General features: G+C 59.6%; 21 protein-coding genes. 5 read left to right on the top strand and 16 right to left on the bottom strand.

All coding sequences use genetic code 11. The features are described 5' to 3' along the window. Together ACKJSM_RS25345 and ACKJSM_RS25350 are read left to right on the top strand one after the other, a co-directional pair. A partial coding sequence (locus tag ACKJSM_RS25345) for an RHS repeat-associated core domain-containing protein (RefSeq protein WP_410239203.1) occupies nucleotides 1-720 on the top strand: 720 nt, incomplete at its 5' end. A gap of 8 nt (nucleotides 721-728) precedes the next feature. Beyond that, nucleotides 729-1,145, top strand: coding sequence for a hypothetical protein (locus ACKJSM_RS25350; RefSeq protein ID WP_410239204.1), 417 nt, complete (start codon nucleotides 729-731; stop codon nucleotides 1,143-1,145). Nucleotides 1,146-1,182: 37 nt separating this feature from the next. Here ACKJSM_RS25350 and ACKJSM_RS25355 read toward each other — a convergent pair whose 3' ends face one another. Both ACKJSM_RS25355 and ACKJSM_RS25360 read right to left on the bottom strand, forming a co-directional pair. Further along, entirely contained in the window at nucleotides 1,183-2,973 is a 1,791-nt protein-coding gene (locus ACKJSM_RS25355) for a bifunctional diguanylate cyclase/phosphodiesterase (protein ID WP_410239205.1), read from the bottom strand. Between the two features lie 134 nt (nucleotides 2,974-3,107). Then, a complete protein-coding gene (locus ACKJSM_RS25360; RefSeq protein ID WP_236182485.1) occupies nucleotides 3,108-5,192 on the bottom strand; it encodes a carboxy terminal-processing peptidase in 2,085 nt (694 codons plus the stop codon). A 181-nt stretch (nucleotides 5,193-5,373) separates the two neighbouring features. On the opposite strand from ACKJSM_RS25360, the gene ACKJSM_RS25365 reads away from it, so the two are divergent. Continuing rightward, nucleotides 5,374-6,336, top strand: coding sequence for a zinc-binding dehydrogenase (locus tag ACKJSM_RS25365; RefSeq protein ID WP_410239206.1), 963 nt, complete (start codon nucleotides 5,374-5,376; stop codon nucleotides 6,334-6,336). Between the two features lie 45 nt (nucleotides 6,337-6,381). Here ACKJSM_RS25365 and ACKJSM_RS25370 read toward each other — a convergent pair whose 3' ends face one another. The 6 genes from ACKJSM_RS25370 to ACKJSM_RS25395 form a co-directional block, all read right to left on the bottom strand. Continuing rightward, nucleotides 6,382-7,035 carry an HAD family hydrolase gene (locus tag ACKJSM_RS25370; protein ID WP_236182483.1) on the bottom strand — a complete coding sequence of 218 codons (654 nt, stop codon included), beginning with the start codon at nucleotides 7,033-7,035 and terminating at the stop codon, nucleotides 6,382-6,384. Nucleotides 7,036-7,069: 34 nt separating this feature from the next. Further along, on the bottom strand, nucleotides 7,070-8,059 hold the full coding sequence (locus tag ACKJSM_RS25375) for an ABC transporter ATP-binding protein (RefSeq protein WP_011333173.1): 990 nt from the start codon (nucleotides 8,057-8,059) through the stop codon (nucleotides 7,070-7,072). After that, entirely contained in the window at nucleotides 8,056-8,856 is an 801-nt protein-coding gene (locus ACKJSM_RS25380; RefSeq protein ID WP_236182482.1) for an ABC transporter permease, read from the bottom strand. The genes ACKJSM_RS25375 and ACKJSM_RS25380 overlap by 4 nt, the downstream gene beginning before the upstream one ends. After that, nucleotides 8,843-9,679 carry an ABC transporter permease gene (locus tag ACKJSM_RS25385; protein WP_197869673.1) on the bottom strand — a complete coding sequence of 279 codons (837 nt, stop codon included), beginning with the start codon at nucleotides 9,677-9,679 and terminating at the stop codon, nucleotides 8,843-8,845. Before ACKJSM_RS25385 ends, ACKJSM_RS25380 begins: the two co-directional genes overlap by 14 nt. A 5-nt stretch (nucleotides 9,680-9,684) precedes the next feature. Then, nucleotides 9,685-10,491 (bottom strand): alkaline phosphatase family protein, encoded by an 807-nt coding sequence (locus ACKJSM_RS25390; protein ID WP_410239207.1) that lies wholly within the window; start codon nucleotides 10,489-10,491, stop codon nucleotides 9,685-9,687. A 181-nt stretch (nucleotides 10,492-10,672) separates the two neighbouring features. After that, nucleotides 10,673-11,737 carry an ABC transporter substrate-binding protein gene (locus tag ACKJSM_RS25395; RefSeq protein ID WP_410239208.1) on the bottom strand — a complete coding sequence of 355 codons (1,065 nt, stop codon included), beginning with the start codon at nucleotides 11,735-11,737 and terminating at the stop codon, nucleotides 10,673-10,675. A gap of 351 nt (nucleotides 11,738-12,088) precedes the next feature. Here ACKJSM_RS25395 and ACKJSM_RS25400 point away from each other — a divergent pair, with 351 nt between their 5' ends. Next, on the top strand, nucleotides 12,089-12,802 hold the full coding sequence (locus ACKJSM_RS25400) for a UTRA domain-containing protein (protein WP_236182479.1): 714 nt from the start codon (nucleotides 12,089-12,091) through the stop codon (nucleotides 12,800-12,802). 397 nt (nucleotides 12,803-13,199) lie between these two features. Here ACKJSM_RS25400 and ACKJSM_RS25405 read toward each other — a convergent pair whose 3' ends face one another. From ACKJSM_RS25405 to minC, 8 genes are all read right to left on the bottom strand, one after another. Further along, nucleotides 13,200-15,359: a mechanosensitive ion channel family protein gene (locus ACKJSM_RS25405; RefSeq protein WP_410239209.1), complete on the bottom strand. Its 2,160-nt coding sequence runs from the start codon at nucleotides 15,357-15,359 to the stop codon at nucleotides 13,200-13,202. Nucleotides 15,360-15,435: 76 nt separating this feature from the next. Next, a complete protein-coding gene (locus tag ACKJSM_RS25410) occupies nucleotides 15,436-15,612 on the bottom strand; it encodes a hypothetical protein (protein ID WP_169429504.1) in 177 nt (58 codons plus the stop codon). Nucleotides 15,613-15,744: 132 nt separating this feature from the next. After that, nucleotides 15,745-17,034 carry a M18 family aminopeptidase gene (locus ACKJSM_RS25415; protein WP_007960074.1) on the bottom strand — a complete coding sequence of 430 codons (1,290 nt, stop codon included), beginning with the start codon at nucleotides 17,032-17,034 and terminating at the stop codon, nucleotides 15,745-15,747. A gap of 76 nt (nucleotides 17,035-17,110) precedes the next feature. Next, nucleotides 17,111-18,211 carry a hypothetical protein gene (locus tag ACKJSM_RS25420; protein WP_410239210.1) on the bottom strand — a complete coding sequence of 367 codons (1,101 nt, stop codon included), beginning with the start codon at nucleotides 18,209-18,211 and terminating at the stop codon, nucleotides 17,111-17,113. Nucleotides 18,212-18,257: 46 nt separating this feature from the next. Beyond that, on the bottom strand, nucleotides 18,258-18,893 hold the full coding sequence (locus ACKJSM_RS25425) for an RluA family pseudouridine synthase (protein WP_410239211.1): 636 nt from the start codon (nucleotides 18,891-18,893) through the stop codon (nucleotides 18,258-18,260). 91 nt (nucleotides 18,894-18,984) lie between these two features. Then, nucleotides 18,985-19,239 (bottom strand): cell division topological specificity factor MinE, encoded by a 255-nt coding sequence (gene minE / locus ACKJSM_RS25430; RefSeq protein ID WP_007960071.1) that lies wholly within the window; start codon nucleotides 19,237-19,239, stop codon nucleotides 18,985-18,987. After that, a complete protein-coding gene (minD, locus tag ACKJSM_RS25435; RefSeq protein WP_064378705.1) occupies nucleotides 19,239-20,051 on the bottom strand; it encodes a septum site-determining protein MinD in 813 nt (270 codons plus the stop codon). The genes minE and minD overlap by 1 nt, the downstream gene beginning before the upstream one ends. Before the next feature lie 169 nt (nucleotides 20,052-20,220). Further along, entirely contained in the window at nucleotides 20,221-20,958 is a 738-nt protein-coding gene (gene minC, locus ACKJSM_RS25440) for a septum site-determining protein MinC (RefSeq protein WP_410239212.1), read from the bottom strand. 117 nt (nucleotides 20,959-21,075) lie between these two features. Here minC and ACKJSM_RS25445 point away from each other — a divergent pair, with 117 nt between their 5' ends. Further along, on the top strand, nucleotides 21,076-22,008 hold the full coding sequence (locus ACKJSM_RS25445; protein ID WP_236182475.1) for a lipid A biosynthesis lauroyl acyltransferase: 933 nt from the start codon (nucleotides 21,076-21,078) through the stop codon (nucleotides 22,006-22,008). The last annotated feature ends 32 nt before the right edge of the window (nucleotides 22,009-22,040 follow it).

The following is a 22,040-nucleotide window of genomic DNA, read 5'->3' on the forward strand; positions in this document are numbered from 1 at the left end:
CAGGGGCAGTACTTCGATGACGAAAGCGGGCTGCATTACAACCGGCACCGGTATTACGACCCGGACGTGGGACGGTATCTGACGCCGGATCCGGTGAAGCTGGCGGGTGGGCTGAATCAGTACCGTTATGTACCGAATCCGACGGGGTGGGTGGATCCGTTGGGGTTGACGTCCAATTGTCCGCCACCCAAAAACAATAAGATCCAGAAGTGCTCTGTACCAACTCAGGCTAACAGACCTAACGTCAATCAAGGGTTGCCTATCGTTCCGGCCGTTGGCAAAGATGGGCCACAAAATGAAGCTGAAGCTAAGCGTCAGGTATTAGCTTGGAACCGACAATACAGAATGCACTCTGTAGAAAAACATGGGCCAGAAATTGATGATGCAGCTTTAAAGCAGAGGTCTATAGACGGATCGCATCCAACAAAAAAAGGCGTTAGAGGGATGGTGGGGCCAAGTTCTCAATTCAGTAGTTGGATGATGCAGTTTCGGGCGTTGCATTTTGCTTTATCTAGGATGCATAAAAAAATTCCTGAGCCGACAGGATATGATGCTGATCAAAACCCTATTGTTAGGATGAAACTGCCAGGAGCAGGCCGTGGTTACAAGCCCAATGAAAGAGATCTAAGCAATCCTCGATATATAGATAGCTTGGATGGGGCGGAAGTGAAATTTGATAAGCGAGATGTTAAACGACCATTTACTGGCTTTCCACGATAGGTAAGATTATGTTGATGCTGCCATTTACAAGACTTCCATATGAACCCCGACTCTCTCATGTTTTGAGTGGGATATCGATTTACGATCGGGAAGAGACGCTTGGTAAGGCGTTGTGGGTTTATGATCCTAATAAGTATGAGGATCAACAAGAAATAATTAAGAGTTTCATTGTTCCGGAGTTTGATTATTTAACCTATCGCCATAGGTTTTTAATTTATAAACTCCTTGAAAATCATTTGCAGGATACTGATTTTGATTTTTCTGGAGAGTTTGAGAGCGACTATGATGATCCGAGAGTGCTCGCGTGGGATGAAACTGAAATAATAGACTCTCGTGGTTTTTTTGAACATATATATGAGATCGTCAGTAAGTTGTGGAGGGATGATTTGCTTCGGGCGAGTCTTGAAGATCAAACTCAATGGTGAGTTTGATTGGCCTATTTATTTCGTGCAATTGAAGAAATTAGCGTTGCTCGATTAACTGTGATTCATGGAGGCTAGACAGGGAAAGACTATCGATAACATGCACGCTATACCCCGGAACATTCTTCGCATGATGCTTCGCCTGCGAAGCCATCTCTGCCAACTGACTTGCATCCAACTGCGCACACGCTTCAGGATGCAAATGCACCACGCCAATGGACAGTGACAGCAACGGAAATTCCTGACGTATACCCTGGCGATTCGGCGCAACAAAACATCCAGCCTCCAGATGTTCCGGGCGATAGAAGCGTCGGCATTGGCTCTGGAAGTCATCAAGCAATTGGTTAAGTCGTTTGCGCCAATCCTCAGGGCCGAGCACCAATAGAAAATCATCCCCCCCAATATGCCCGACAAAGTCGCGGGACGGGTCGACGCGTTCGTTGAGGCATTGCGCCAGACACAGCAACACTTCATCCCCACGCCCATACCCATAGATATCGTTAAAGGGTTTGAAGCTGTCGATGTCGACATAACAAATGACCGACTCCCGTCCCTGTTGCAGCAACCGCGTCAGGCATTGCTGAATCGGCACATTCCCCGGCAACAACGTCAGCGGATTGGCATAGCGGGCCTGCTGGATTTTCAGCTCGGTAATCAGTTTGAGCACATCAATCACCCGGCCCAGACCCAGGTAGCTGCCGTTGAGGGTGATGATGAAATCTTCTTCGATGCGTTGCCGGGCGCGGCTGGTGATCAGGCGGCTGACCTGTTGCAGCGACTGGCTCATTTCCACGGCCAGGAAGTCGTCGTTCATCAGGCGGCTGATCGGTTTGCGGGCGAACAGGTCGGTGGCAAACGGTTTGAGCAGCGCATCGGACAACGAGTGACGATGAACGATGCCGCAGGGCTGGCCCTGTTCGTCGAGCACCGCCAGCGAGTTGAGATTGGCCTGGCGACGAAAGGCCTCAAGTACGGTGGCGGTCGGCGTTTCGCGATTCACGGCCGGTTGATCGTTGAGCAGGGCGCTGAGGTCGCTGCCTTCATCGTTCAGCGCAACGGCGCTGCTGTCGTGTTTGGGCATCAAGGCCCGGGCATCGCGCGGCGGGTGCTCTTGAGGGCGTCCGAGCAGATAGCCCTGTACCAGATCCACCCCCATTTCGGTCAACACCGCCAACTCTTCCGGCAGTTCGATGCCTTCGGCAATCACCTGTGCCCTTGAGGCCTTGGCGATTTGCAGGATCGATCCGACGAACTCGCGTTTCAATGCGTCTTGGTGAATGCCGTCGATAAAGTGCCGGTCGATCTTCACGTAATCCGGTCGCAATTCCGACCATAGACGCAGGCTCGAATAACCGGCGCCAAGATCATCGAGGGCAATTGAAAACCCCATTGCCCGATAGTGATGCAGCGCAGTTTGCAGCAACTGGAAATCATCGATTGGTGTCTGTTCGGTGAGTTCGATCACTACCTGACTCGGTGGAATGCCGAAATCCTGAAGCAGCTGCAGCGTGCGCCCCGGCTGGTGCGCCGCTTCGAGCAGGGATTCGGGAGAGACGTTGAGAAACAGCTTGCCCGGCAACTGCTGTTCGTTGAAACGACGACAGGCACTCTGGCGGCAGGCGATTTCCAGTTCGCTCAAGCGTCCGGCCTGGCGGGCCACGGCGAACAGGGCGATGGGGGAGTGCAGCGGGCTGTTGGACGGGCCGCGGGTCAGGGCTTCGTAGCCGAGAATGCGTCGTTCGGAGAGGCAAATGATCGGCTGGAACAGGCTGTGTAAACCGCTTTGAGTCAGGATCGAGCTCAAGGCACTCAGCTGTTCGGTCGTGGTCATGGCAATCTCTGGCGATAAAAAAAGGACTGGGAGCGTTCTCGATGAAGAGAACCGCTCCCAGTCCTTTATTGCACGACAGAATGATGACTGTTTGATGACGATCCGGGGATCGTCAGCATTAAATTGCCATCACCTTACTTCTTTGCGACCTGGTTGCTCAGCTTCAGGTAATCCAGCAGCACGCGCCCGGTCTCGCTCAGGTAGGCGTCGTCTTCCGGTTTGACTTTGTCCTGCTCGGCGGCTGCCAGGGCGTCGTCGTCTTCTTTCTTCAGTTCTTTGAGCGGTTCTTCGCCTTTGGCCTTGCGACGGATGTTCTCCATCGCCAGTTGCTTGGCGTCGATGTCGGCGTGCTGGGCACGGCGCTCGGCTTCATTGAGGCTGACGGTTTTCTCTTCCAGCAGTTTCTGCGCCAGGGCCAGCTTGTCGCGGATGAACACGAACTCCGCGTCCTTGGCGGAACGGGTGTCATGCTCGGATTTGAGCTGGGCCAGGAACGGCTTGAACGGATCGCTCGCCGGTTTGATCGCCGCGCGGATGGTGTCCCACGGCATGGCTTCCGGCAGTGCGCTCTCGCCGATTTCCTTGGTGTCGATGATCGACGGGTAATCGATGTCCGGCAGTACGCCCTGATGCTGGGTACTCTGACCGGAAACCCGGTAGAACTTGGCCAGGGTCAGTTTCAGTTCGCCATGGTTCAGCGGCTGGATGGTCTGCACGGTGCCTTTGCCGAAGGTCTGGCCACCGATGATCAGCGCACGGTGGTAGTCCTGCATGGCACCGGCAAAGATCTCCGAAGCCGAGGCAGACAGGCGGTTGACCAGCAGCGCCATCGGGCCTTTGTAGAACGCGCCCGGGTTTTCATCTTCAAGGACGTCGACCCGGCCGTCGGCATTACGCACGAGCACGGTCGGGCCCTTGTCGATGAACAGGCTGGTCAGCTCGGTGGCTTCCTGCAGGGAACCGCCGCCGTTGTTGCGCAGGTCGATGACCACGCCGTCGACTTTCTCCTTCTGCAGTTCGGTCAGCAGCTTCTTGACGTCACGAGTGGTGCTCTTGTAGTCCGGATCGCCGGCACGGAAGGCCTTGAAGTCGAGGTAGAACGCCGGAATCTCGATCACGCCGAGCTTGTAGTCGCGGCCGTCCTGTTTCAGGTTCAGCACGGACTTCTTCACGGCCTGGTCTTCGAGCTTCACCGCTTCACGGGTGATTGGCACGATCTTGCTGGTCTGGTCGTTCGGCGCATTGCTGGCCGGGATGACTTCCAGACGTACCACGGTGCCCTTCGGGCCACGGATCAGCTTGACCACTTCGTCCAGACGCCAGCCGACCACGTCGACCATCTCTTTGTTGCCCTGGGCAACGCCGATGATCTTGTCGGCCGGAGCAACCTGCTTGGTCTTGTCGGCCGGGCCTGCCGGCACCAGACGCACGACTTTCACCTGGTCGTTATCGCTCTGCAACACGGCACCGATGCCCTCGAGGGACAGGCTCATGTTGATGTCGAAGTTCTCCGCGTTATCCGGAGACAGATAGTTGGTGTGCGGATCGTAAGACATGGCGAAGGTGTTGATGTACGCCTGGAAGATGTCTTCGGCGCGGGTCTGGTCCAGACGCGCCAGTTGATTCTTGTAGCGCTTGGTCAGGGTTTCCTGGATCTGCTTCGGATCTTTGCCGGCGATCTTCTGCCGCAGCACTTCGTCCTTGACGCGTTTGCGCCACAGGTCATCGAGTTCGGCGGTGGACTTGAGCCACGGTGCGTCCTTGCGATCGATCAGCAAGGTTTCCCTGGTGGTGAAGTCCATCTTGTCGACGCCTTTGTTCAGCTCGGCAAGGGCGAAGTCCAGACGCGCCTTCACGCGGTCCAGATAGCGCTTGTAGATGGTGAACCCGGCGTTGAGGTCGCCGCTCTTGAGGAAGTCGTCGAACTGGGTCTTCCACTTGTCGAATTCGGCGATGTCGCTGGCCATGAAGTAGCTGCGGGACGGGTCGAGCAGCTTGATGTAGCTTTCGTAGATGATCACCGAGCGCGCATCGTCGAGCGGCGGCTTGCTGTAGTGGTGACGCTTGAGCAACTCGACGACGTTCAGACTGGCGATCACTTCGTCGCGATCAGGCTGCAACTTGTCCCAGCTGTTGGCTGCGAATGTGGTGCCCGACACCGGCAACAGGCCGATACCGATGAAAAGAGCGAGGGCGGTGCTGGGGAGCAGATGCTTCATGCTGATTCGACGCAGGGACAATTGATAACGCATATTAGGCCGTCTTTGAAGTCGCCGGTACCTCTACGCTCTGTACGATAACTGCTGTTCAGCGTTCGTTCAGACCCCAGGGCCGGTCGCATAATGCAAAAAGCCCGGCGCTACAGCTTCGGGCTCAGTCCAGACTCACTATGGAGGCACTGTGAAGGCATTGCAAGGCGTTGAAGGTCAAGTGGCATGGGTTGATGAACCAAGTCCTACATGTGATGTAGGACAAGTTCGCATCCGGGTGGCGGCAGCGGGACTCAATCGCGCGGATTTATTACAGAAAGCCGGACTTTATCCACCCCCTCCGGGTGCCAGCCAGGTACTGGGTCTTGAGTGTTCCGGGGTGATCAGCGAGGTCGGTGCGGGTTCTTCCTGGCAGGTCGGCGACAGGGTCTGCGCCTTGCTGGCCGGGGGCGGGATGGCACAAGAGGTGGTCGTCGACGGACGGCATGTGCTGCCGGTTCCGGAAGGCGTATCGCTGATCGAGGCCGCTGCCTTGCCCGAGGTTTACGCGACCGTCTGGCTGAATGTGTTTCAACTCGCTGCGCTCAAACCGGGTGAGAAAGTTCTTCTGCACGCCGGGGCCAGCGGCATTGGCTCGGCCGCCATTCAACTGTGCAAGGCTTTCGGCAATCCGTGCTGGGTCAGCGTCGGCTCGGCTGAACGGCTGGCCTATTGCGAATCGCTGGGCGCCCAGGGCGGGGTGGTGCGCACCGACGACCTGGAGAGCCTGCGGGATTTCGGGCCGTTCGATGTGATCCTGGATCCGGTGGGCGGCAACTATTCGGCGTTGAACCTCAAGCTGATGGCGCAGGACGGACGCTGGGTGCTGATCGGTCTGATGGGCGGCCGTGAGGCAACACTGGATCTGGCCCAGGTGCTGGCCAAGCGGGTGCAACTGCTGGGTTCGACCCTGCGCAGCCGTGACGATCAGTTCAAGGCCGACCTGTTCAGCGATCTGAGCCAGCACATGTGGCCGCTGTTTTCCGAAGGGCGCCTGAAGCCGCAACTGGCCAAGGCGTTCCCGATCAAGGATGCCGAGGCGGCGTTTGCGGAGCTGGCGAGCAACACGGTGGCCGGGAAGCTGGTGCTGGTGATCGACGAAAGCCTGAGCTGATCATCGACGTTTGTGGGAGCAGGCTTGCTCCCACAAGACCATCGCTTATTTCCAGAGGTGGATCGGCCAGCCGGATTTCTCGGCCTCTGCCAGCAGCACCGGATCCGGATTGACCACGTGCGGGTAGTCGACCTTCAACAGCAGCGGCAGATCATTGCGTGAGTCGGAATAGAAACTCGCGCCCTCAAGGTTTTCCTCTTCGGCGTCCAGCCATTCCAGCAGGCGGGTGATCTTGCCTTCGCGGTAGGTCAGGGTGCCCACGGTGTGGCCACTGTATACACCGTGCGCCACTTCCAGTTCGATTCCCAGCACCTCGTCGATGCCCAGTCGATCCGCAATCGGTTTGACCAGGTGCGTGCCCGAGGCCGAGATCACCAGGATCCGGTCGCCGGCCTTGCGGTGGGCGGCGATGGTTTTGGTCGCGTCGCTGAAGATGATCGGCTCGATAAAGTCTTCCACCCACGGCCCGACCAGATGTTCGACTTCTTCTGGGGTACGGCCGATCAGCGGTTCGAGGCTGAAGTCCATGTAGTCTTCCATGCGCAACTTGCCATGGCTGTAGGCGTCCATCAGCTCGTTGTTCCGGCGCATGAACGACTCGGGATCGACCCAGCCCAGGCGCCCCATCTGCTCGCTCCAGAGGGTGGCGCAGTCGCCGTGGATCAGGGTGTCGTCCAGATCAAAAATTGCCAGGGCCATCAGTTCAGTTCCCTCTTGGGTGTCAGCGAAGTCATCAGGCTACCTCACACAGGGCGGTGGGATCGATGGAAAGTGACAGGCGCTGGCCGTCGGGATGCAGATCCGCCGCCGAGCGGTTGAGTACATCCACGACCAATTCCACGCCCCGGGCTTCGACGCGGTAGCGAATCACGTTGCCCAGCAGGCTGTGGCTGCGGATTTGCGCATCGGGTTCGCCGCTAAGGCTCAGTTCGATGGCTTCCGGGCGAATCGCGATGCGATGGTTGATCGGCCGCTGCAACAGCTTCGACGCGCTCTCGGCATCCAGCAGGTTGTAGTTGCCGATGAAGCCGGCGGCGAACACGTCGACCGGTGCGGTGTAGAGGGTTTCGGCATCGCCGCTTTGTACGATCTTTCCCTGATTCATCAGGAAAATCCGGTCAGACATGGTCAGGGCTTCTTCCTGATCGTGTGTGACGAAAATCGTGGTCAGGCCGAGCTCGCGCTGGATCTGCCGGATCTGTTCCCGCAAGTGTTTGCGAATCCGCGCATCGAGGGCCGACAGCGGCTCATCCAGCAACAACAGGCGCGGACGGGTCACCAGCGAGCGGGCAAGGGCGACACGCTGGCATTGACCGCCGGACAGCTGATGCGGATAGCGACTGGCGAAATCGTTGAGTTCAACCAGCTTCAACACTTCGGCAACCCGCTTGTGGCTGTCGTCGGCGTTGACCTTCTGCATGCGCAAACCGAAGGCGACGTTCTGCTCGACGGTCATGTTGGGGAACAGTGCGTAGCTCTGGAACACCATGCCGATTCCGCGTTTCTGCGGGGTGAGCGGAACGATGTCGACGCCATCGAGCAGAATCTTGCCACCATCCACCGGCGTCAGGCCGGCGATGCAACGCAGCAGGGTGGATTTGCCGCAACCGGACGGGCCGAGCAGGGTGACGAATTCACCCTTCTGGATTTCGCAATTGATGTCGCTGAACACCGTGGTGCCGGCGTAGTTTTTTTGCAGGTGTTGGACGCTGACATAGCTCATTCGCTTTTGTCCTTGTTCAAGATGTTGGCGACCCAGGTCAGGACCAGCACGAAAAAGAAGTAGGAAATCACCAGCGCACTGGTGAAGTGGCCGCTGCTGTTGCGCATGTTGTTGAGGTAGACCTGCAGGGTTTCGTAGCGGGTGCCGACCAGGATGTTGGCGAACACGAACTCACCGAACAGGAACGAGAACGACAGCAGCAACGCGATCATCAGGCCCTTGCGCAGGTTTGGCAGTACCACCAGGAAGGCCGCCTGAAAGGTGCTGGCGCCGAGCAGTTGGGCGGCGTCCATCAGGTCGCGCAGGTTGATCGCTTGCAGGTTGTTGGTGATCGCCCGGTACATGAATGGCAGTGCCACGGTGAAGTAGCAACCGATCAGAATCCATGGCGTGCCGACCATCGCAAACGGCCCGGAACCGTAGAGCTGCAACAGCCCCACCGACGACACCACCGGCGGCACCGCGAAGGGCAGCAGGATCAGGATGTTCATCAGCGCATCGAGTTTCGGGAAGTGGTAATGCACCACGAACAGCAGCGGCAGAATCAGCACCACCGACAGGATCAGCGCCCCGACGCACACCAGCAGCGACTGGCCGAAGGCGTGCAGAAAGCGTGGGTCGCTCCACAACTGGAGGTACCACTTGAAGGTGAAACCGCTGGGCAGGATGGTGGCCGACCAACTGCTGGCGATCGAGTAGATCAGCGTGCCCACCAGCGGCAGCAGGAGGATGGCGAACAACAGATAGACCACGACGCGGTGGTAGACGCCGGCCGGGCCGGATTCAGCGCGAGACATGGTAGCTCCTCTTCAGCAGCAGTTGATGCACGACGGTCACCAGGGTCATCAGCGCCACCAGCACCACGGCCAGGGCGCTGGCCAGGTTCGGATCGAGGGAAATGTCGCCGGACACCATCGCCGCAATCCGGATCGGCAGCACGTTGAAGTTGCCGGTGGTCAGCGCGTAGACCGTGGCGTAGGCGCCGAGGGCGTTGGCCAGCAGGATCACGAAGGTACCGAGCAGGGCCGGAGTCAGTACCGGCAGGCCGATGTGGCGCCAGAACTGCCAGCCGTCAGCGCCGAGCAATGCGGCGGATTCGCGCCAGTCTTCACGCAGGGCGTCGAACGCGGGGTACAGGAGCAAGACGCCGAGGGGAATCTGGAAGTAGGTATAGAGGATGATCAGCCCGGTTTTCGAGTACAGGTTGAAGTCCTCGATGATCCCGGCCTGCTTCAGCATGATGGTGATGCTGCCGTTGAAGCCGAGCAGGATGATGAACGCAAACGCCAGGGGCACGCCGGCGAAGTTGCTGGTCATGTTGGCGAAGGCGTTGACGAAGTTGCGCAGTTTCGAATCGACCCGGCGCAGAGAATACGCACCCAGCACCGCGATGATGATCCCGAACACACTCGACCAGAAACTGATTTCGAGGCTGTACTGGATCGCCTGGAGATAGAACTTCGAATTGAAGATCTTGCTGAAGTTGGCGAAACCCCAACCGAACTCTTCCGATTGCAGGCTGTTGATCATCACCCAGATCAGCGGGGCGATTTCGAACACGATAAAGAACAGCGCGAAAGGCACCAGGCACAGGGCCGCCAGCCATTTGCCGCGGGTCATTGAGTTCACTTGAGCAACTCCCGGCACACAGGTTTGTCGTGGGGCACGCCGAGCAGTTCGCACACGGTGCCGCAGATGTCGGTCTGCTTCGGTGCGGCATCGGCGTTCAGGCTGAAGGCGTCACCGAGCACGAACAGCGGCACCTGGCGTTCTTCCGGCAGCAGGCCGTTATGCGAGCGGTCGTTGTTCATGCCGTGATCGGCGGTCACCAGCACCTGGCAGCCGGCGTCGAGCCAGCCTTGCAGGTAGTCGGCGAGGATGATGTCGGCGCTGCGGGCGCTGTTGCGGTATTGCGGGGTGTCGAGGCCGTGCTTGTGCCCGGCGTCGTCGATGTTCATCGGGTGGATCAGCAGAAAGTCCGGCGCATGACGCAGACGCAGGTTTTCCGCGTCGGCGAACAGGTGCGAATCCGGGTAGTGATCGTTCCAGTAGAAGTGGCCGTGCTGGATCGCTAGCGTCGGGTCATCGGTATGCCGATCCCGTGCCGCCACGAACGGCGAGCGGTTGTAGAGCTCGCTGACCCAGTGGTAGGCCGCGGCAGCGGTTTTCAGGCCGGCATCGCGGGCGTAGTGGTAGATGCTGCGCTGGTTGGACAGGCGCGAGACGTTGTTGTGGACGATGCCGCTGTCGATCGGTGGCACGCCGGTAAGGATGCATTCGTAAAGCGGTCGGGACAGGGCCGGCAGCTCGCACTCCAACTGGTAGAGCGCGGCGCGTCCTGCGCCAACGTAAGCCTGCAGATGCCCCATGGCGTGACGCGCGACCTCGTAGTTGAGGCCGTCGAGCACGACAAGGATGACAGTGTGCTTCATAGGGGCAAAAACTCCGCGAAACAGAAAATTTCAGGTTCAACCCGGATCCCCCTGTGGGAGCGGGCTTGCTCGCGAAAGCGGAGTGTCAGTCGATAATTTTTTGACTGATCCACCGCATTCGCGAGCAAGCCCGCTCCCACATTTGGATCTTCAGCAGATCACAAAAGGGTGAGCTGCTGCCTTACTTCATCTCGACGATGACTTCTTCGTTCCACTTCTGCGGCAGGGCCTTGGAGGTTTTCTCCCACGCATCGGCGTCCTTGATCGGCGTAACTTTCTTGTACTGCTCGTTCGGCAGCAGTTTGGCTTTCACGTCTTCCGGCAGTTGCAGGTGCTCGGCGCGAATCGGGCGAGCGTTGCCGCGGGCGAGGTTGGTCTGGCCGGCGTCGCTGAAGATGTATTCGCGGGTCAGCTTGGCGGCGTTCGGGTTCTTCGCGTATTTGTTGATGATGGTGGTGTAGCCGGAAATCACCGAGCCGTCGGACGGGATCAGCACCACGTAATCATCCGGGTTGGCCATCTTGGCCTTGTAGCTCAGACCGTTGAAGTCCCAGACCACGCCGACTTCGATCTCGCCTTTTTCCATGGTGGCTATGGTCGGGTTGGCCATCGACAGGCGCCCCTGCTTGGCGATGTCTGCGAACAGCAGCAGGGCCGGCTGGATGTTTTTCTCGTCGCCGCCGTTGGCCAGTGCTGCGGCGAGTACGCCGTTGGCAGCTTGTGCGGCAGTGCTCACATCACCGATCGAGACCTTGTATTTACCGCCCTTGAGGTCAGCCCATTTGGTCGGCACTTCGGAGCCGTGCAGCAGCTTCTTGTTGACGATGAAGGCGATGGTGCCGGTGTAGGCCAGCGCCCAGTTGCCGTCCTTGTCCTTGGCCCAGTCCGGCACCTGGTCCCAGGTGCTTGGCTTGTACGGTTGCACCACGCCTTGCTTGACCGCGATCGGGCCGAACGCCGCACCGACGTCGCCGATGTCGGCGGTGGCGTTGTCTTTTTCAGCGGCGAACTTGGCGATTTCCTGGGCCGAGCTCATGTCGGTGTCGATGTGTTTGAGGCCGTATTTCTTGGCCAGGTCTTCCCAAGTGCCTTTCCAGTTGGCCCAGTCATCGGGCATGCCGACGCTGTTGACGGCGCCTTCCGCTTTCGCAGCGGCTTCGAGGGTTTTCAGATCGTCAGCCGCCATGGCGGCGGTGCACATGGCAATGGTCGAGCCTAACAGTGTTGCCAGGAAAAGCTGTTTCATTCCGAAGCTCCTTGGTCGTGTTCAACGCTGCGATTGCGGTTTGTGTTGGTCTAGGTCAGCAATACCTGAGCCAATGTAGGGGGGCTGGATGACACTTTGATGTCGGCAGATGTCCGATCCGCGTTTTATTCCTCCGGTATCGACGGCTGCCCGGTAAGCGTAGACCACCCGCCAAGTCCCGGTGGGCAAGGGACTTGGCCGATGTATTGCAAGTTGTCATGACGACCGTTCGGTAGTTTTGTCATCTCTCGGTCATCTGCACTGCCTAGGCTTGCAACGTGATCGAACGGCGAAATAACCGTGCGGTTTTGCCCCGAAACAGTGCTGGTCTAGTCCAGATAGGTAACGTTGATGCGCGATGAGGCAACAAAAGCGGTGACAGCCATTGGCCAGATCCTCCAGGAGCAACTCGACCATGGGTTGCTGGCGGCGGGGAGCAAGCTGCCGGCCGAGCGCAAGCTCAGTGAGCTGTTCGGCACGACGCGGATTACGGTACGGGAAGCCTTGTTGCAGTTGGAGGCGCAGGGGCAGATTTATCGCGAGGAGCGTCGGGGCTGGTTCGTGTCGCCGCCGCGTCTGGCCTACAACCTGATGCAGCGCAGTCACTTTCACGCGATGGTCAGCGCGCAGGGGCGGGTGCCGTCGACCGAGGTGATTTCGGCGCGGTTGCAGCCGGCTTCAGCGGCGGTCTGTGCGTGGTTGCAGTTGCCGGCGCTGTCGAGCGTGATTCAGATTTGCCGGTCGCGGCGGATCGATGGGCGGCTGGTGTTGTATGTGGAGCATTATCTGAATCCGCAGTACTTCCCGGGGATTCTGGAGTTTGATTTGAATCAGTCAATTACCGAGCTGTATGCGCGGCATTACGATTTGCACTATGGGCGGGTGCGGTTCGAGATTGTGCCGACGTCTTTGTCGGTCGATGCGGCGGCGGCTTTACGGGTGTCGGTGGGGAGTCCGGGGTTGAGGATTGCTCGGGTTAATTATGATCAGTTTGGGCGGTTGATTGATTGTGATCTGGAGTTTTGGCGGCATGATGCGATTCACGTCGGTGTTGATGTTGTTTGACGTTGTTTGACCTTGGCGGCCGCTGGGCCGACCAGGTTTTGGGTTGTTTTGGGTGAATATCCGTTGCTTCGGGTGTTGCGGCTGGCGGTTTCGCTTTTACAGCGACTCACTTTTGCAGACGCCCAAAAGTAAGCAAAACGCTTGGCCCCGGCGTTCGGCACCTCGCTGAGGCTCGGTGTTCCTTCGTTCCGGGATTCATCCGGGGGCATCGCCTACGGTTTGCTTCGCTGCACCTCCTCTCGATGCATGCGGCTTCGCCGCACGGTCGCTGCGCTCCCACCCCCGGATAAATCCCTCCACTCAGCCTTCCGATGGGGCCGGCACGTCAAAAGCGGTACTCGAGCTAACGCTCATCGTTTTGAGTGGTGAGTGGTGAGTGGTGAGTGGTGAGGCTGGGCTATTCCTGAGTTTGGCCGCCACCGCCTGCGGTTATTACTTGCACATTCATCCTTGGCGTCGCCAAGTCCAGGCCGGCCTCATCCAGATGCCGTTTCAGCGACAGGTTGAACGCTCGTGAAACTTCCCATTGTTTGATCGGTGCGGTCTTGAACCTGGCGCGCAATATCGCGTTGCCGGATTCAAAGCTTTCCACGCCCTGAAATTCCAGGGGTGACCAGATATTGCGCCGTTGCAGCGGGTCGGTGCGCATTTTCTGGCCGACGTCGCGCATCAGTTTGATGGCTTCGTCGATGCTCATGTTGAACGGCACGGCCACGCGGAAGATCGCGTAGCCGAATTCGCGGGAGTAGTTTTTGATGCTTTTGATTTCGCTGAACGGGATGGTGTGGACGATACCGTCGATGTCCCGCAGGCGTACGGTGCGGATGGTCAGGCCTTCGACGGTGCCGAGGTGGCCGCCGACGTCGACGTAGTCGTCGATGGCCAGGGAGTCTTCGATGATGATGAACAGGCCGGTGATCAGGTCGGCCACCAGTGACTGGGCGCCGAAGCCGATCGCCAGACCGATCACGCCGGCACCGGCCAGCAACGGCGTGACGTTCATGCCCATGTTCGCCAGGGCGACGATCAGGGCGATGATGAAGATCGCCACGAACAGCACGTTGCGGATCAGCGGCATCATGGTTTGTGCGCGGGCGTTGGCCAGGCCTTTGCGTGAGCGGGTGAGGGCGTGGTGCACGGCGGTGTCGCTGAGGATCCAGATCAGCCAGGCGAAGATCAGCGTGCCGATCAGACTGAACAGTTTGACGCTGACATCGTGGCCTTCGCCTTCGGTGAAGCCGACCAGCGACATGCCCCAGACCCGCAGGCCGAGTTCGATGAACGCCAGCCACACCAGCAAATGGGCAAGGGTGTAGAAGAAGCTTTTCAGGCGCTCGGAATACAGCGCGTGGCGCTTCGGCCCGCGTTGGGGTTTGAGGGCGTGGCGGCGGACGAGGCCGTTGATGACCATGCACAACACCAGCAGCACGGTGCAGATCAGCGACTGGCGCAGGGCGGTGCTGGTGTCGCCGGCGGAGACGAAGGTGGCGAACAGCGAAATGCCCACCAGCACCAGCGCCGGGACGTACCAGAAGGTGCCGAGGATTTCGATGGTGTCGCTGAGGGCGCGACGGGTCAGGCGGCGCGACAGTGGCTGGTTGCGGATCAGGTGGGCGATGGGCCGGCGGAAGCGCAGGATGAACAGGCCGGTCGACAGCGCCGCGAGGACATTGGCGACGGTGGCGGCGGTGTGGGCCAGATGTACGCCGAGGCCGGCCACCAGGCGCGGATCGTTCAAGGCTTCTCCGAATGCAGCGAAGCTGCCGATCAGCCACAGCGGGCGGAAGGCCTGGTGACGCAGGATATACAGCGCCCGGTGGCGGTGCGGGCCGTCGAGTACGGAAAAGGCGATCACGCAGATGGCCGAGAAGCAGGTGCCGACCACCAGCGCGTAGGCCAGCACCATGGCCAGGCTTTTGCCCAGCGATGAGGGCAGCGCGTAACTCATGTACACCGTGATGACCAGGGCGATCATCCACGGCCCGAGCTTGCGCAGGGCAAAGCGCAGCATGTCGAGGGCTCGGGGATGTTGCGGCAGTTCTTCAGTCAGACCGAAGCGCATGCGTACCCGATGACCCAGCCAGATCAGCGCGGCGGCAAGCAGGCTCCAGACGGCGAGGATCACGGCGAAGGCGAAGATGATCGGCAGCCATTCGCTGGCCGGCAACATCAGGCCTTTGAGCTCGTCCTTGGCCATGTCGAATTCGGCAGACCAGCGATGGAGTGGGCTGTCGGCGCCGGTGAACTGTTTTTCGAAGGTGGAGAGGGTGCCGCCGATCAGTCCCAGCACGCCTTCTTCCGGGGTGGCCTGGGCTTTTTTCGTGGCGTCGCGCAGTTTTTTCAGGTCGGTCAGCAACTGGGCGCGTTGCTTGTCGTTTTCCAGGGACTTGATGACTTCGTCCAGTGATTGTCCGAGCGGTTCCTGAGCTTCAGGCTGAGCCTTGCCGGCGCCCGTGAGCATTCCCGGCAGGCCGGCGGCATCGGCAGGTGCCGGCGACATCAATGTCATCAGGCAGACGAGAAGAAGACAGGGCAGGGCAAAAAGACGAGCAAACACTAGGCGGTCAACCTCGCAAGGGGCGGATCGGGCGAGTGTACGAGCCCGCCGGATTCAATGCGAGCCGGGCGCGGATTTATTCGTTGAGTTTGGCGAGGATCTTGTAGACCACGGTGGCCAGGATCATCAGCATGCCGATCCACATGGCGAACACGCCGGCATTCTTGTCACGGAAGTTGAAGCCGATGGCCAGCAGAATCATTCCACTCAGGATGGGAATGAGCATGGAGTGGAACGCAGACATCGAGATCATGGCGACAGCCTTGTCGAAGAGAATGTTTTAAGTCTAGGTGGGTTTTCGCTGGACGGTGCTGATGTGTATCAGAAATGAGGCGGTTCTACAGGCCCGAGGATCGCAGCTCAACGCTGCGATCCTGGCGGTGTCCTACGGCAATTCGCGACTGGCGTAGAACGCGCTCAGCACTTTGACCAGGTGAGCCAGGTCGTGGCTGCCGCACAGTTCGCGGATCGAGTGCATGGCGAACGTCGGCAGGCCGATGTCGACGGTGCGCACGCCCAGATGGCTGGCAGTGATCGGGCCGATGGTCGAACCGCAGCCCATGTCGCTGCGCACCACGAAGCTCTGCACCGGCACTTCTTCGGCCATGCACAGATGACGGAAGAAGCCGGCGGTTTCGCTGTTGGTGGCGTAGCGCTGGTTGCTGTTGACCTTGATCACCGGGCCGGCGTTGAGTTTCGGGCCGTGGTTGGCGTCGTGCTTCTCGGCGTAGTTCGGGTGCACGCCGTGGGCGTTGTCGGCCGAGACCAGCAGGGATTTCTGGATGGTGCGTACGAACTCGTCACCTTCCGGCAGCAGACGCCGCAGGGTCTGTTCCAGCATCGGGCCGTCGGCGCCGCAGGCCGAGCAGGAGCCGACTTCTTCGTGGTCATTGCACACCAGCACGCAGGTTTCTTCGGTGTCGGCGGTCAGCAGGGCCTGCAGGCCGGCGTAGCACGACAGCAGGTTGTCCAGGCGCGCACCGGCGATGAAGTCGCCATGCAGACCGATGACCGCAGCGCTCTGGGTGTCGTAGAAGCTCAGCTCGTAATCCAGCACCACGTCGGCGTTGAGGCCGTGTTCGCGGGCCAGTTGATCGGTCAGCACCGCGCGAAAGTCCACGCGCTCGTCACCGGCGAACTGCGCGAGAATCGGCGGCAGTTCGGTCTGGGCATTGATCGCCCAGCCTTGGTTTGCTTCACGATTGAGGTGGATCGCGAGGTTGGGAATGATCGCGATCGGGGCCTTGAAGTCGATCAACTGGCTCTCGACCTTACCGTCACGGCGGAAGGTGACGCGGCCGGCCAGCGACAGGTCGCGGTCGAACCATGGCGCCAGCAGTGCGCCGCCATAGACTTCGACGCCGAGCTGCCAGAAGCCCTGGCGCTGTAATTCAGGTTGTGGCTTGACCCGCAGGCACGGGCTGTCGGTGTGGGCGCCGACCAGGCGGATGCCGTCGTGCAGCGGCGAGTTGCGGCCCATCTTGATCGCGACAATCGAGGAGTCGTTACGGGTCACGTAGTAACGACCATTGGCTTCGGTGTGCCAGGTTTCGCGTTCGTCGAGGCGCACATAACCGGCGGCCTCCAGGCGTTGAACAAGGCTGGCGGTGGCGTGGAACGGGGTAGGGGAGGCCTTGAGGAAGTCGATCAGGCCTTGGTTCAACTCTTCGCGCATAAGAAGCTCCAGACAGCAATGGGCGGGAGTTTAACGCATCGGCCTGATGCTTGGGACATGACATGTGCCGCTCGCGTCAACGAGCGGCGGCCACGCGTTTTTTCAGGTAGTTCATGATCACTTTTTCGTCTTCAGGCTTGTCGGGACGAGGCAGCTGCTTTGGCCAACGATCGTGTTCCAGAAGCTTTTTCTGCCGGCTTTCGTCCCAGCGCAGGATTTCCCGTGAGGCGCATTCCCACCACTCATGACGACAGGCGCTGTAGTAGGGGTGATCCGGCGCGGCGCTGCCGTACAACAGGTCCCGGCCGACCTTGCGCAGGGTGCCGCTCTGGTTGCGCAATTTCCACTTGATCTTCAGGCGCTGCCAGGCGGACGGGAACGGTTTGACCCGGGGCACGTCAGTGCACAGGTCTACCAGCCGCTGGCTGAATTTCTCGCCGTGCTGAGCGAAGAAAAACGCCTGCATCGCATGGAAGAAGCGTTTTTCCGCGAAGTAGTGGTAGACGTGTTTGCGCGCTTCCACCACCGGCCGTTCGCGCATTGCGTAAGACAGGGCGATCTGCTCGATGGTATGAATCTCGAATCCGCCGGCCGTCCACTCATCGATCAGGCGGATCGATTCCTCGAACAGCGCCAAATCGCGGTCGGTGACGCCACACAGGCCGCTGTTGTAGAGCTTGAAACCGTTCTGTGGGCAAACGCCATGGGCTCTGAGGTCGCGAGCGAGCTTCAGATAGTCCGGCCGTTCGAAGACGTCTTTCCAGTCGTATTCGAAGCGATCCATCACCGACTGTTTTGCATCGATGTATTTGAACAGGCTGTTCGGGTGGCTGGTGAACAGCGTGTCGGTGTCGACGAACAGGGTTTTCTCGGCCAGTTGCAGGCCGGCGGCGATCGCGCAGGCCTTGCGCCGATGGTGATAGCCGTTGTGTCCCTGCCAGCGAGTCAGGGTCGCTTCATCGAGCAACACGGTGTCGACTGGCCAGCCTTCGTAATCCTGCGGCCGGTCAGTGAGAATCCTGATCGCCGGGCGTTTGCCGTTTTTGGCCTGGGACAGGGCGGTCAGGATGCTGAACTTGGCTTCGCGCCGGTAGACATCCTGATTGCCGTAAATCAGGTAGAGCAATTGATGACGTGTCTTCTTGACGGGTGTTGCCAGGGAATCGGTACAACTCATCCGGAACAAAATCCTATAAATCGGGCAGCTGTCGGTCCGACAGTGCTTAAAACGGTGCCGGGCATTCGAAACGCAAGCGTTCGCCGGACTGCGGGTGGGTGAAACTGAGCATGCTCGCGTGCAGGCACAGACGCGGCCAGGCAGCCAGGGCTTGCTCGTGGGCATAGAGTCCGTCACCGAGCAGCGGATGACCGATTGACAGCATGTGCACCCGCAACTGGTGCGAACGGCCAGTGATCGGGGTGAGTTCGACACGGCACCAGTCGCCGCAACGTTCCAGCACGCGCCAGAACGTCAGCGCGTGTTTGCCATGTTCATGATCGACCACGTGGCGCGGTTTGGTCGGCGGGTCGTAGCGCAGGGGCAGGTCGATGCTGCCGCTGTCCAGTTCCGGCTGACCCCAGCAGAGCGCAGTGTAGGCTTTCTCTGTTTCACGATCGTGAAACTGGCGCGACAGTTCGCGGTGGGTGTCGGCGTCACGGGCCAGCAGAATGATCCCCGAGGTTTCCCAGTCCAGGCGATGGACGATACGCGCTTCCGGGAAGCCGTTTTCCTGCAGGCGGGTGATCAGGCAGTCCTTGTTGTCATCGGCCCGGCCGGGGACGGAGAGCAACAGGGTCGGTTTGTTCACCACCAGAACGGCGGCGTCCTGATGAATGATTTGGACGTTGGACAACGGCATTAAAACAGCCTCGTAACAAATGCCAACGGCGGCTCAGGGCCCTTCCGGTGTCGGAAGGGCCCTGAGCCGCCGTCGTTCCTGCCGGATCGACTCAGCGGTCTGGCAGGGTGATGTTGAGTTCCAGAATCGAGCAGCTGCCCTGGCTCTCCAGTGCCACGTGCACGTCGTCGTTGCCGATGTTGACGTACTTGCGGATCACTTCCACCAGTTCCTTCTGCAAGGATGGCAGGTAGTCAGGTGTGCTGCGCTGGCCGCGTTCATGCGCCACGATGATCTGTAGACGCTCTTTCGCGACCGAGGCGGTACTTGGCTTTTTATTGGCACGAAAGAAGTCAAAAAGGTTCATTACCTACCTCCAAACAGACGCTCGAAGAATCCCTTCTTCTCGACATTCAGGAACCGGTGTTCTTTTTCCTTGCCCAGCAGGCGATCAACGGTATCGCTGTAGGCCTGGCCGGCGTCGCTCTGATCATCGAGGATCACAGGTACGCCCTGGTTGGAGGCCTTGAGCACGGCCTGGGATTCCGGAATGACGCCCAGCAGGCGCACGGCGAGGATTTCCTTGACGTCTTCGACGCCGAGCATTTCGCCTTTTTCGACGCGCTCCGGGTGGTAGCGGGTGATCAGCAGGTGCTCCTGGATCGGCTCTTCGCCGCGTTCGGCGCGACGGGACTTGCTGGCCAGCAGGCCGAGCATGCGGTCGGAGTCACGTACCGAAGACACTTCAGGGTTGGTCACGACGATCGCTTCGTCAGCGAAGTACATGGCCAGGTGCGCGCCTTTTTCGATGCCCGCCGGGGAGTCGCAGACGACGAACTCGAATTGTTCCTTGAGCTCCATCAGGACTTTTTCCACGCCTTCCTGGGTCAGCGCGTCTTTGTCGCGGGTCTGGCTGGCGGCCAGCACGTAAAGGTTTTCCAGGCGCTTGTCTTTGATCAGGGCCTGTTGCAGGTTGGCTTCGCCGTTCACGACGTTGACGAAGTCATACACCACGCGGCGCTCGCAACCCATGATCAGGTCGAGGTTACGCAAGCCCACGTCGAAGTCGACGATGACTGTTTTGTGGCCGCGCAGAGCGAGGCCGGTACCGATAGCGGCGCTGGTGGTGGTCTTACCCACACCACCCTTGCCGGATGTAACCACGAGAATCTTGGCCAAGGTGTTTCACCCCTAAGGAAGAAGGACTGTTCAGCCCCTGAAAAACATCTCTAGAAAACTACTGCAGTCGGACAGCCTTGGCTGGAATTCGGCTTTTGGCCTTTTTCCTACTTCGTTTGAGCCGTTTTCGCTACGTTTTAGAGATGCTTGGAAAATGCGGCAGTATCCGTTAAAGCCGAATGATGTTCAACACGTCGCCCGACAGGCTGACCTGTACGCCCGAACCCCACATCGGATCGCGACGCAGGTCTTCGGAAACCTTGTAATGGCCTGCGATGGAGATCAGTTCAGCGCTCAATTGCTGACAGAAAATCCGCGCCTTGGTGTCGCCCTTGACCCCGGCCAGCGCACGACCGCGCATCGGGCCGTATACATGGATGTTGCCATCGGCGAGAAGTTCCGCCCCCGGACTGACCGAGGAAACCACGACCAGATCGCCACCCTGCGCATATATCTGTTGGCCACCACGTACTGGCGTGGTGATGACGCGGGTCGCTTTGACGGTCGGCTCCGGCGGCTTTTCCGGTTTTTTCGGTGCGACGGGTTCAGCGCTTTCCAGCGGTCGCTCGCGGGCGCCGGAGGGCGGCAGCACCGGGATGTCGATGGCGATGGCAGCGGCGATGTCTTCGATGCGGCTGGCGCGGATTGCCAGGGTGCGCAGGCCGTGCTGACGGCACACGCGCATCAGGCCCGGCAGGTCAACAGCGCCTTCACTTGGCGGCAGTTTGTCCAGCGCCAGAACCAGCGGCGCGTTGCTGAAGAAATTCGGTGCCTGGGCGACTTTGGCGGCCAATTGCCGATCGAGGCTGTCCAGGTCGTTGCGGGACAGCTCCAGCACCGTAACGGCGAGCATGCTGCCCTTCAGCTGGAACACGGGATCTTGGTCTTTCGGTTCGGTTTGGCTCATGTCGGCATACAACGGCTTGTCACTAAAAGTGCCGAGACTTATAACGAGAACGCCCGCAGGCCGCAAGCCGGGTCGAACGATGTAGAATGCGCGGCCACTGTATTTACGGAAGCTTTAATGGATCGCCCGCGTTTTCGAAAAGCATTTCTTGCCCCACGCTTCTGGCCGCTCTGGTGCGGCCTCGGGCTGTTGTGGCTGATCGTGCAGCTGCCGTATCCGGCCTTGCTGGCCATCGGTCGTTTTCTTGGTGCCCTGATGTATCGCTTCGCCGGCGACCGACGGCGCATCGCCAAGCGCAATCTGGAACTGTGTTTCCCGGAAAAGTCCGCCGCTGAACGCAAGCGTCTGCTCAAGGAAAACTTCGCCTCCACCGGCATTGCCTTCTTTGAAATGGCCATGAGCTGGTGGTGGTCGCGTCAGCGTCTGGCGAAACTGGCTCACGTAGAAGGTCTTGAGCATTTGCAGAAGGCCCAGCGCGAAGGCAAGGGCGTGATTCTGATGGCGGTGCATTTCACCACCCTGGAAATCGGCGCGGCGCTGCTCGGCCAGCAACACACCATCGACGGCATGTACCGCGAACACAAGAACCCGCTGTTCGACTTCGTCCAGCGTCAGGGCCGCGAGCGGCACAACCTCGATTCGCTGGCCGTGGAACGTGACGACGTGCGCGGCATGCTCAAGTTGCTGCGCGCGGGCCGGGCGATCTGGTACGCGCCGGATCAGGACTACGGCGCCAAGCAAAGCATCTTTGTGCCGCTGTTCGGCATTCAGGCCGCAACGGTCACCGCCACCAGCAAGTTCGCCCGGCTGGGCAAGGCGCTGGTGGTGCCGTTCACCCAGCAACGTCTGGCCGACGGCAGCGGTTATCGTCTGGTGATTCATCCGCCGCTGGAAGGTTTCCCGGGCGAGACCGAGGAAGAAGATTGCATCCGCATCAATCAGTGGGTCGAAGGCGTGTTGCGTGAGTGCCCCGAGCAATACCTGTGGGCACACCGACGCTTCAAGAGCCGTCCGCCAGGCGAGCCGAAGCTGTACGCCAAACGCGGTTGATTGACCCATTCCCATGAGCACCACGGAGCGTT

This window comes from Pseudomonas sp. PHC1, assembly GCF_046487845.1.
GTDB classification, from domain to species: Bacteria; Pseudomonadota; Gammaproteobacteria; order Pseudomonadales; family Pseudomonadaceae; genus Aquipseudomonas; species Aquipseudomonas sputi.

Excerpts from the sequence above, each read along its gene's own strand:
- ACKJSM_RS25350 (WP_410239204.1), top strand. The coding sequence starts at position 729 with ATGTTGATGCTGCCATTTACAAGACTTCCATATGAACCCCGACTCTCT.
- ACKJSM_RS25355 (WP_410239205.1), bottom strand. The coding sequence starts at position 2,973 with ATGACCACGACCGAACAGCTGAGTGCCTTGAGCTCGATCCTGACTCAA.
- ACKJSM_RS25360 (WP_236182485.1), bottom strand. The coding sequence starts at position 5,192 with ATGAAGCATCTGCTCCCCAGCACCGCCCTCGCTCTTTTCATCGGTATC.
- ACKJSM_RS25370 (WP_236182483.1), bottom strand. The coding sequence starts at position 7,035 with ATGGCCCTGGCAATTTTTGATCTGGACGACACCCTGATCCACGGCGAC.
- ACKJSM_RS25375 (WP_011333173.1), bottom strand. The coding sequence starts at position 8,059 with ATGAGCTATGTCAGCGTCCAACACCTGCAAAAAAACTACGCCGGCACC.
- ACKJSM_RS25380 (WP_236182482.1), bottom strand. The coding sequence starts at position 8,856 with ATGTCTCGCGCTGAATCCGGCCCGGCCGGCGTCTACCACCGCGTCGTG.
- ACKJSM_RS25385 (WP_197869673.1), bottom strand. The coding sequence starts at position 9,679 with ATGACCCGCGGCAAATGGCTGGCGGCCCTGTGCCTGGTGCCTTTCGCG.
- ACKJSM_RS25390 (WP_410239207.1), bottom strand. The coding sequence starts at position 10,491 with ATGAAGCACACTGTCATCCTTGTCGTGCTCGACGGCCTCAACTACGAG.
- ACKJSM_RS25395 (WP_410239208.1), bottom strand. The coding sequence starts at position 11,737 with ATGAAACAGCTTTTCCTGGCAACACTGTTAGGCTCGACCATTGCCATG.
- ACKJSM_RS25400 (WP_236182479.1), top strand. The coding sequence starts at position 12,089 with ATGCGCGATGAGGCAACAAAAGCGGTGACAGCCATTGGCCAGATCCTC.
- ACKJSM_RS25410 (WP_169429504.1), bottom strand. The coding sequence starts at position 15,612 with ATGATCTCGATGTCTGCGTTCCACTCCATGCTCATTCCCATCCTGAGT.
- ACKJSM_RS25415 (WP_007960074.1), bottom strand. The coding sequence starts at position 17,034 with ATGCGCGAAGAGTTGAACCAAGGCCTGATCGACTTCCTCAAGGCCTCC.
- ACKJSM_RS25420 (WP_410239210.1), bottom strand. The coding sequence starts at position 18,211 with ATGAGTTGTACCGATTCCCTGGCAACACCCGTCAAGAAGACACGTCAT.
- ACKJSM_RS25425 (WP_410239211.1), bottom strand. The coding sequence starts at position 18,893 with ATGCCGTTGTCCAACGTCCAAATCATTCATCAGGACGCCGCCGTTCTG.
- minE (WP_007960071.1), bottom strand. The coding sequence starts at position 19,239 with ATGAACCTTTTTGACTTCTTTCGTGCCAATAAAAAGCCAAGTACCGCC.
- minC (WP_410239212.1), bottom strand. The coding sequence starts at position 20,958 with ATGAGCCAAACCGAACCGAAAGACCAAGATCCCGTGTTCCAGCTGAAG.
- ACKJSM_RS25445 (WP_236182475.1), top strand. The coding sequence starts at position 21,076 with ATGGATCGCCCGCGTTTTCGAAAAGCATTTCTTGCCCCACGCTTCTGG.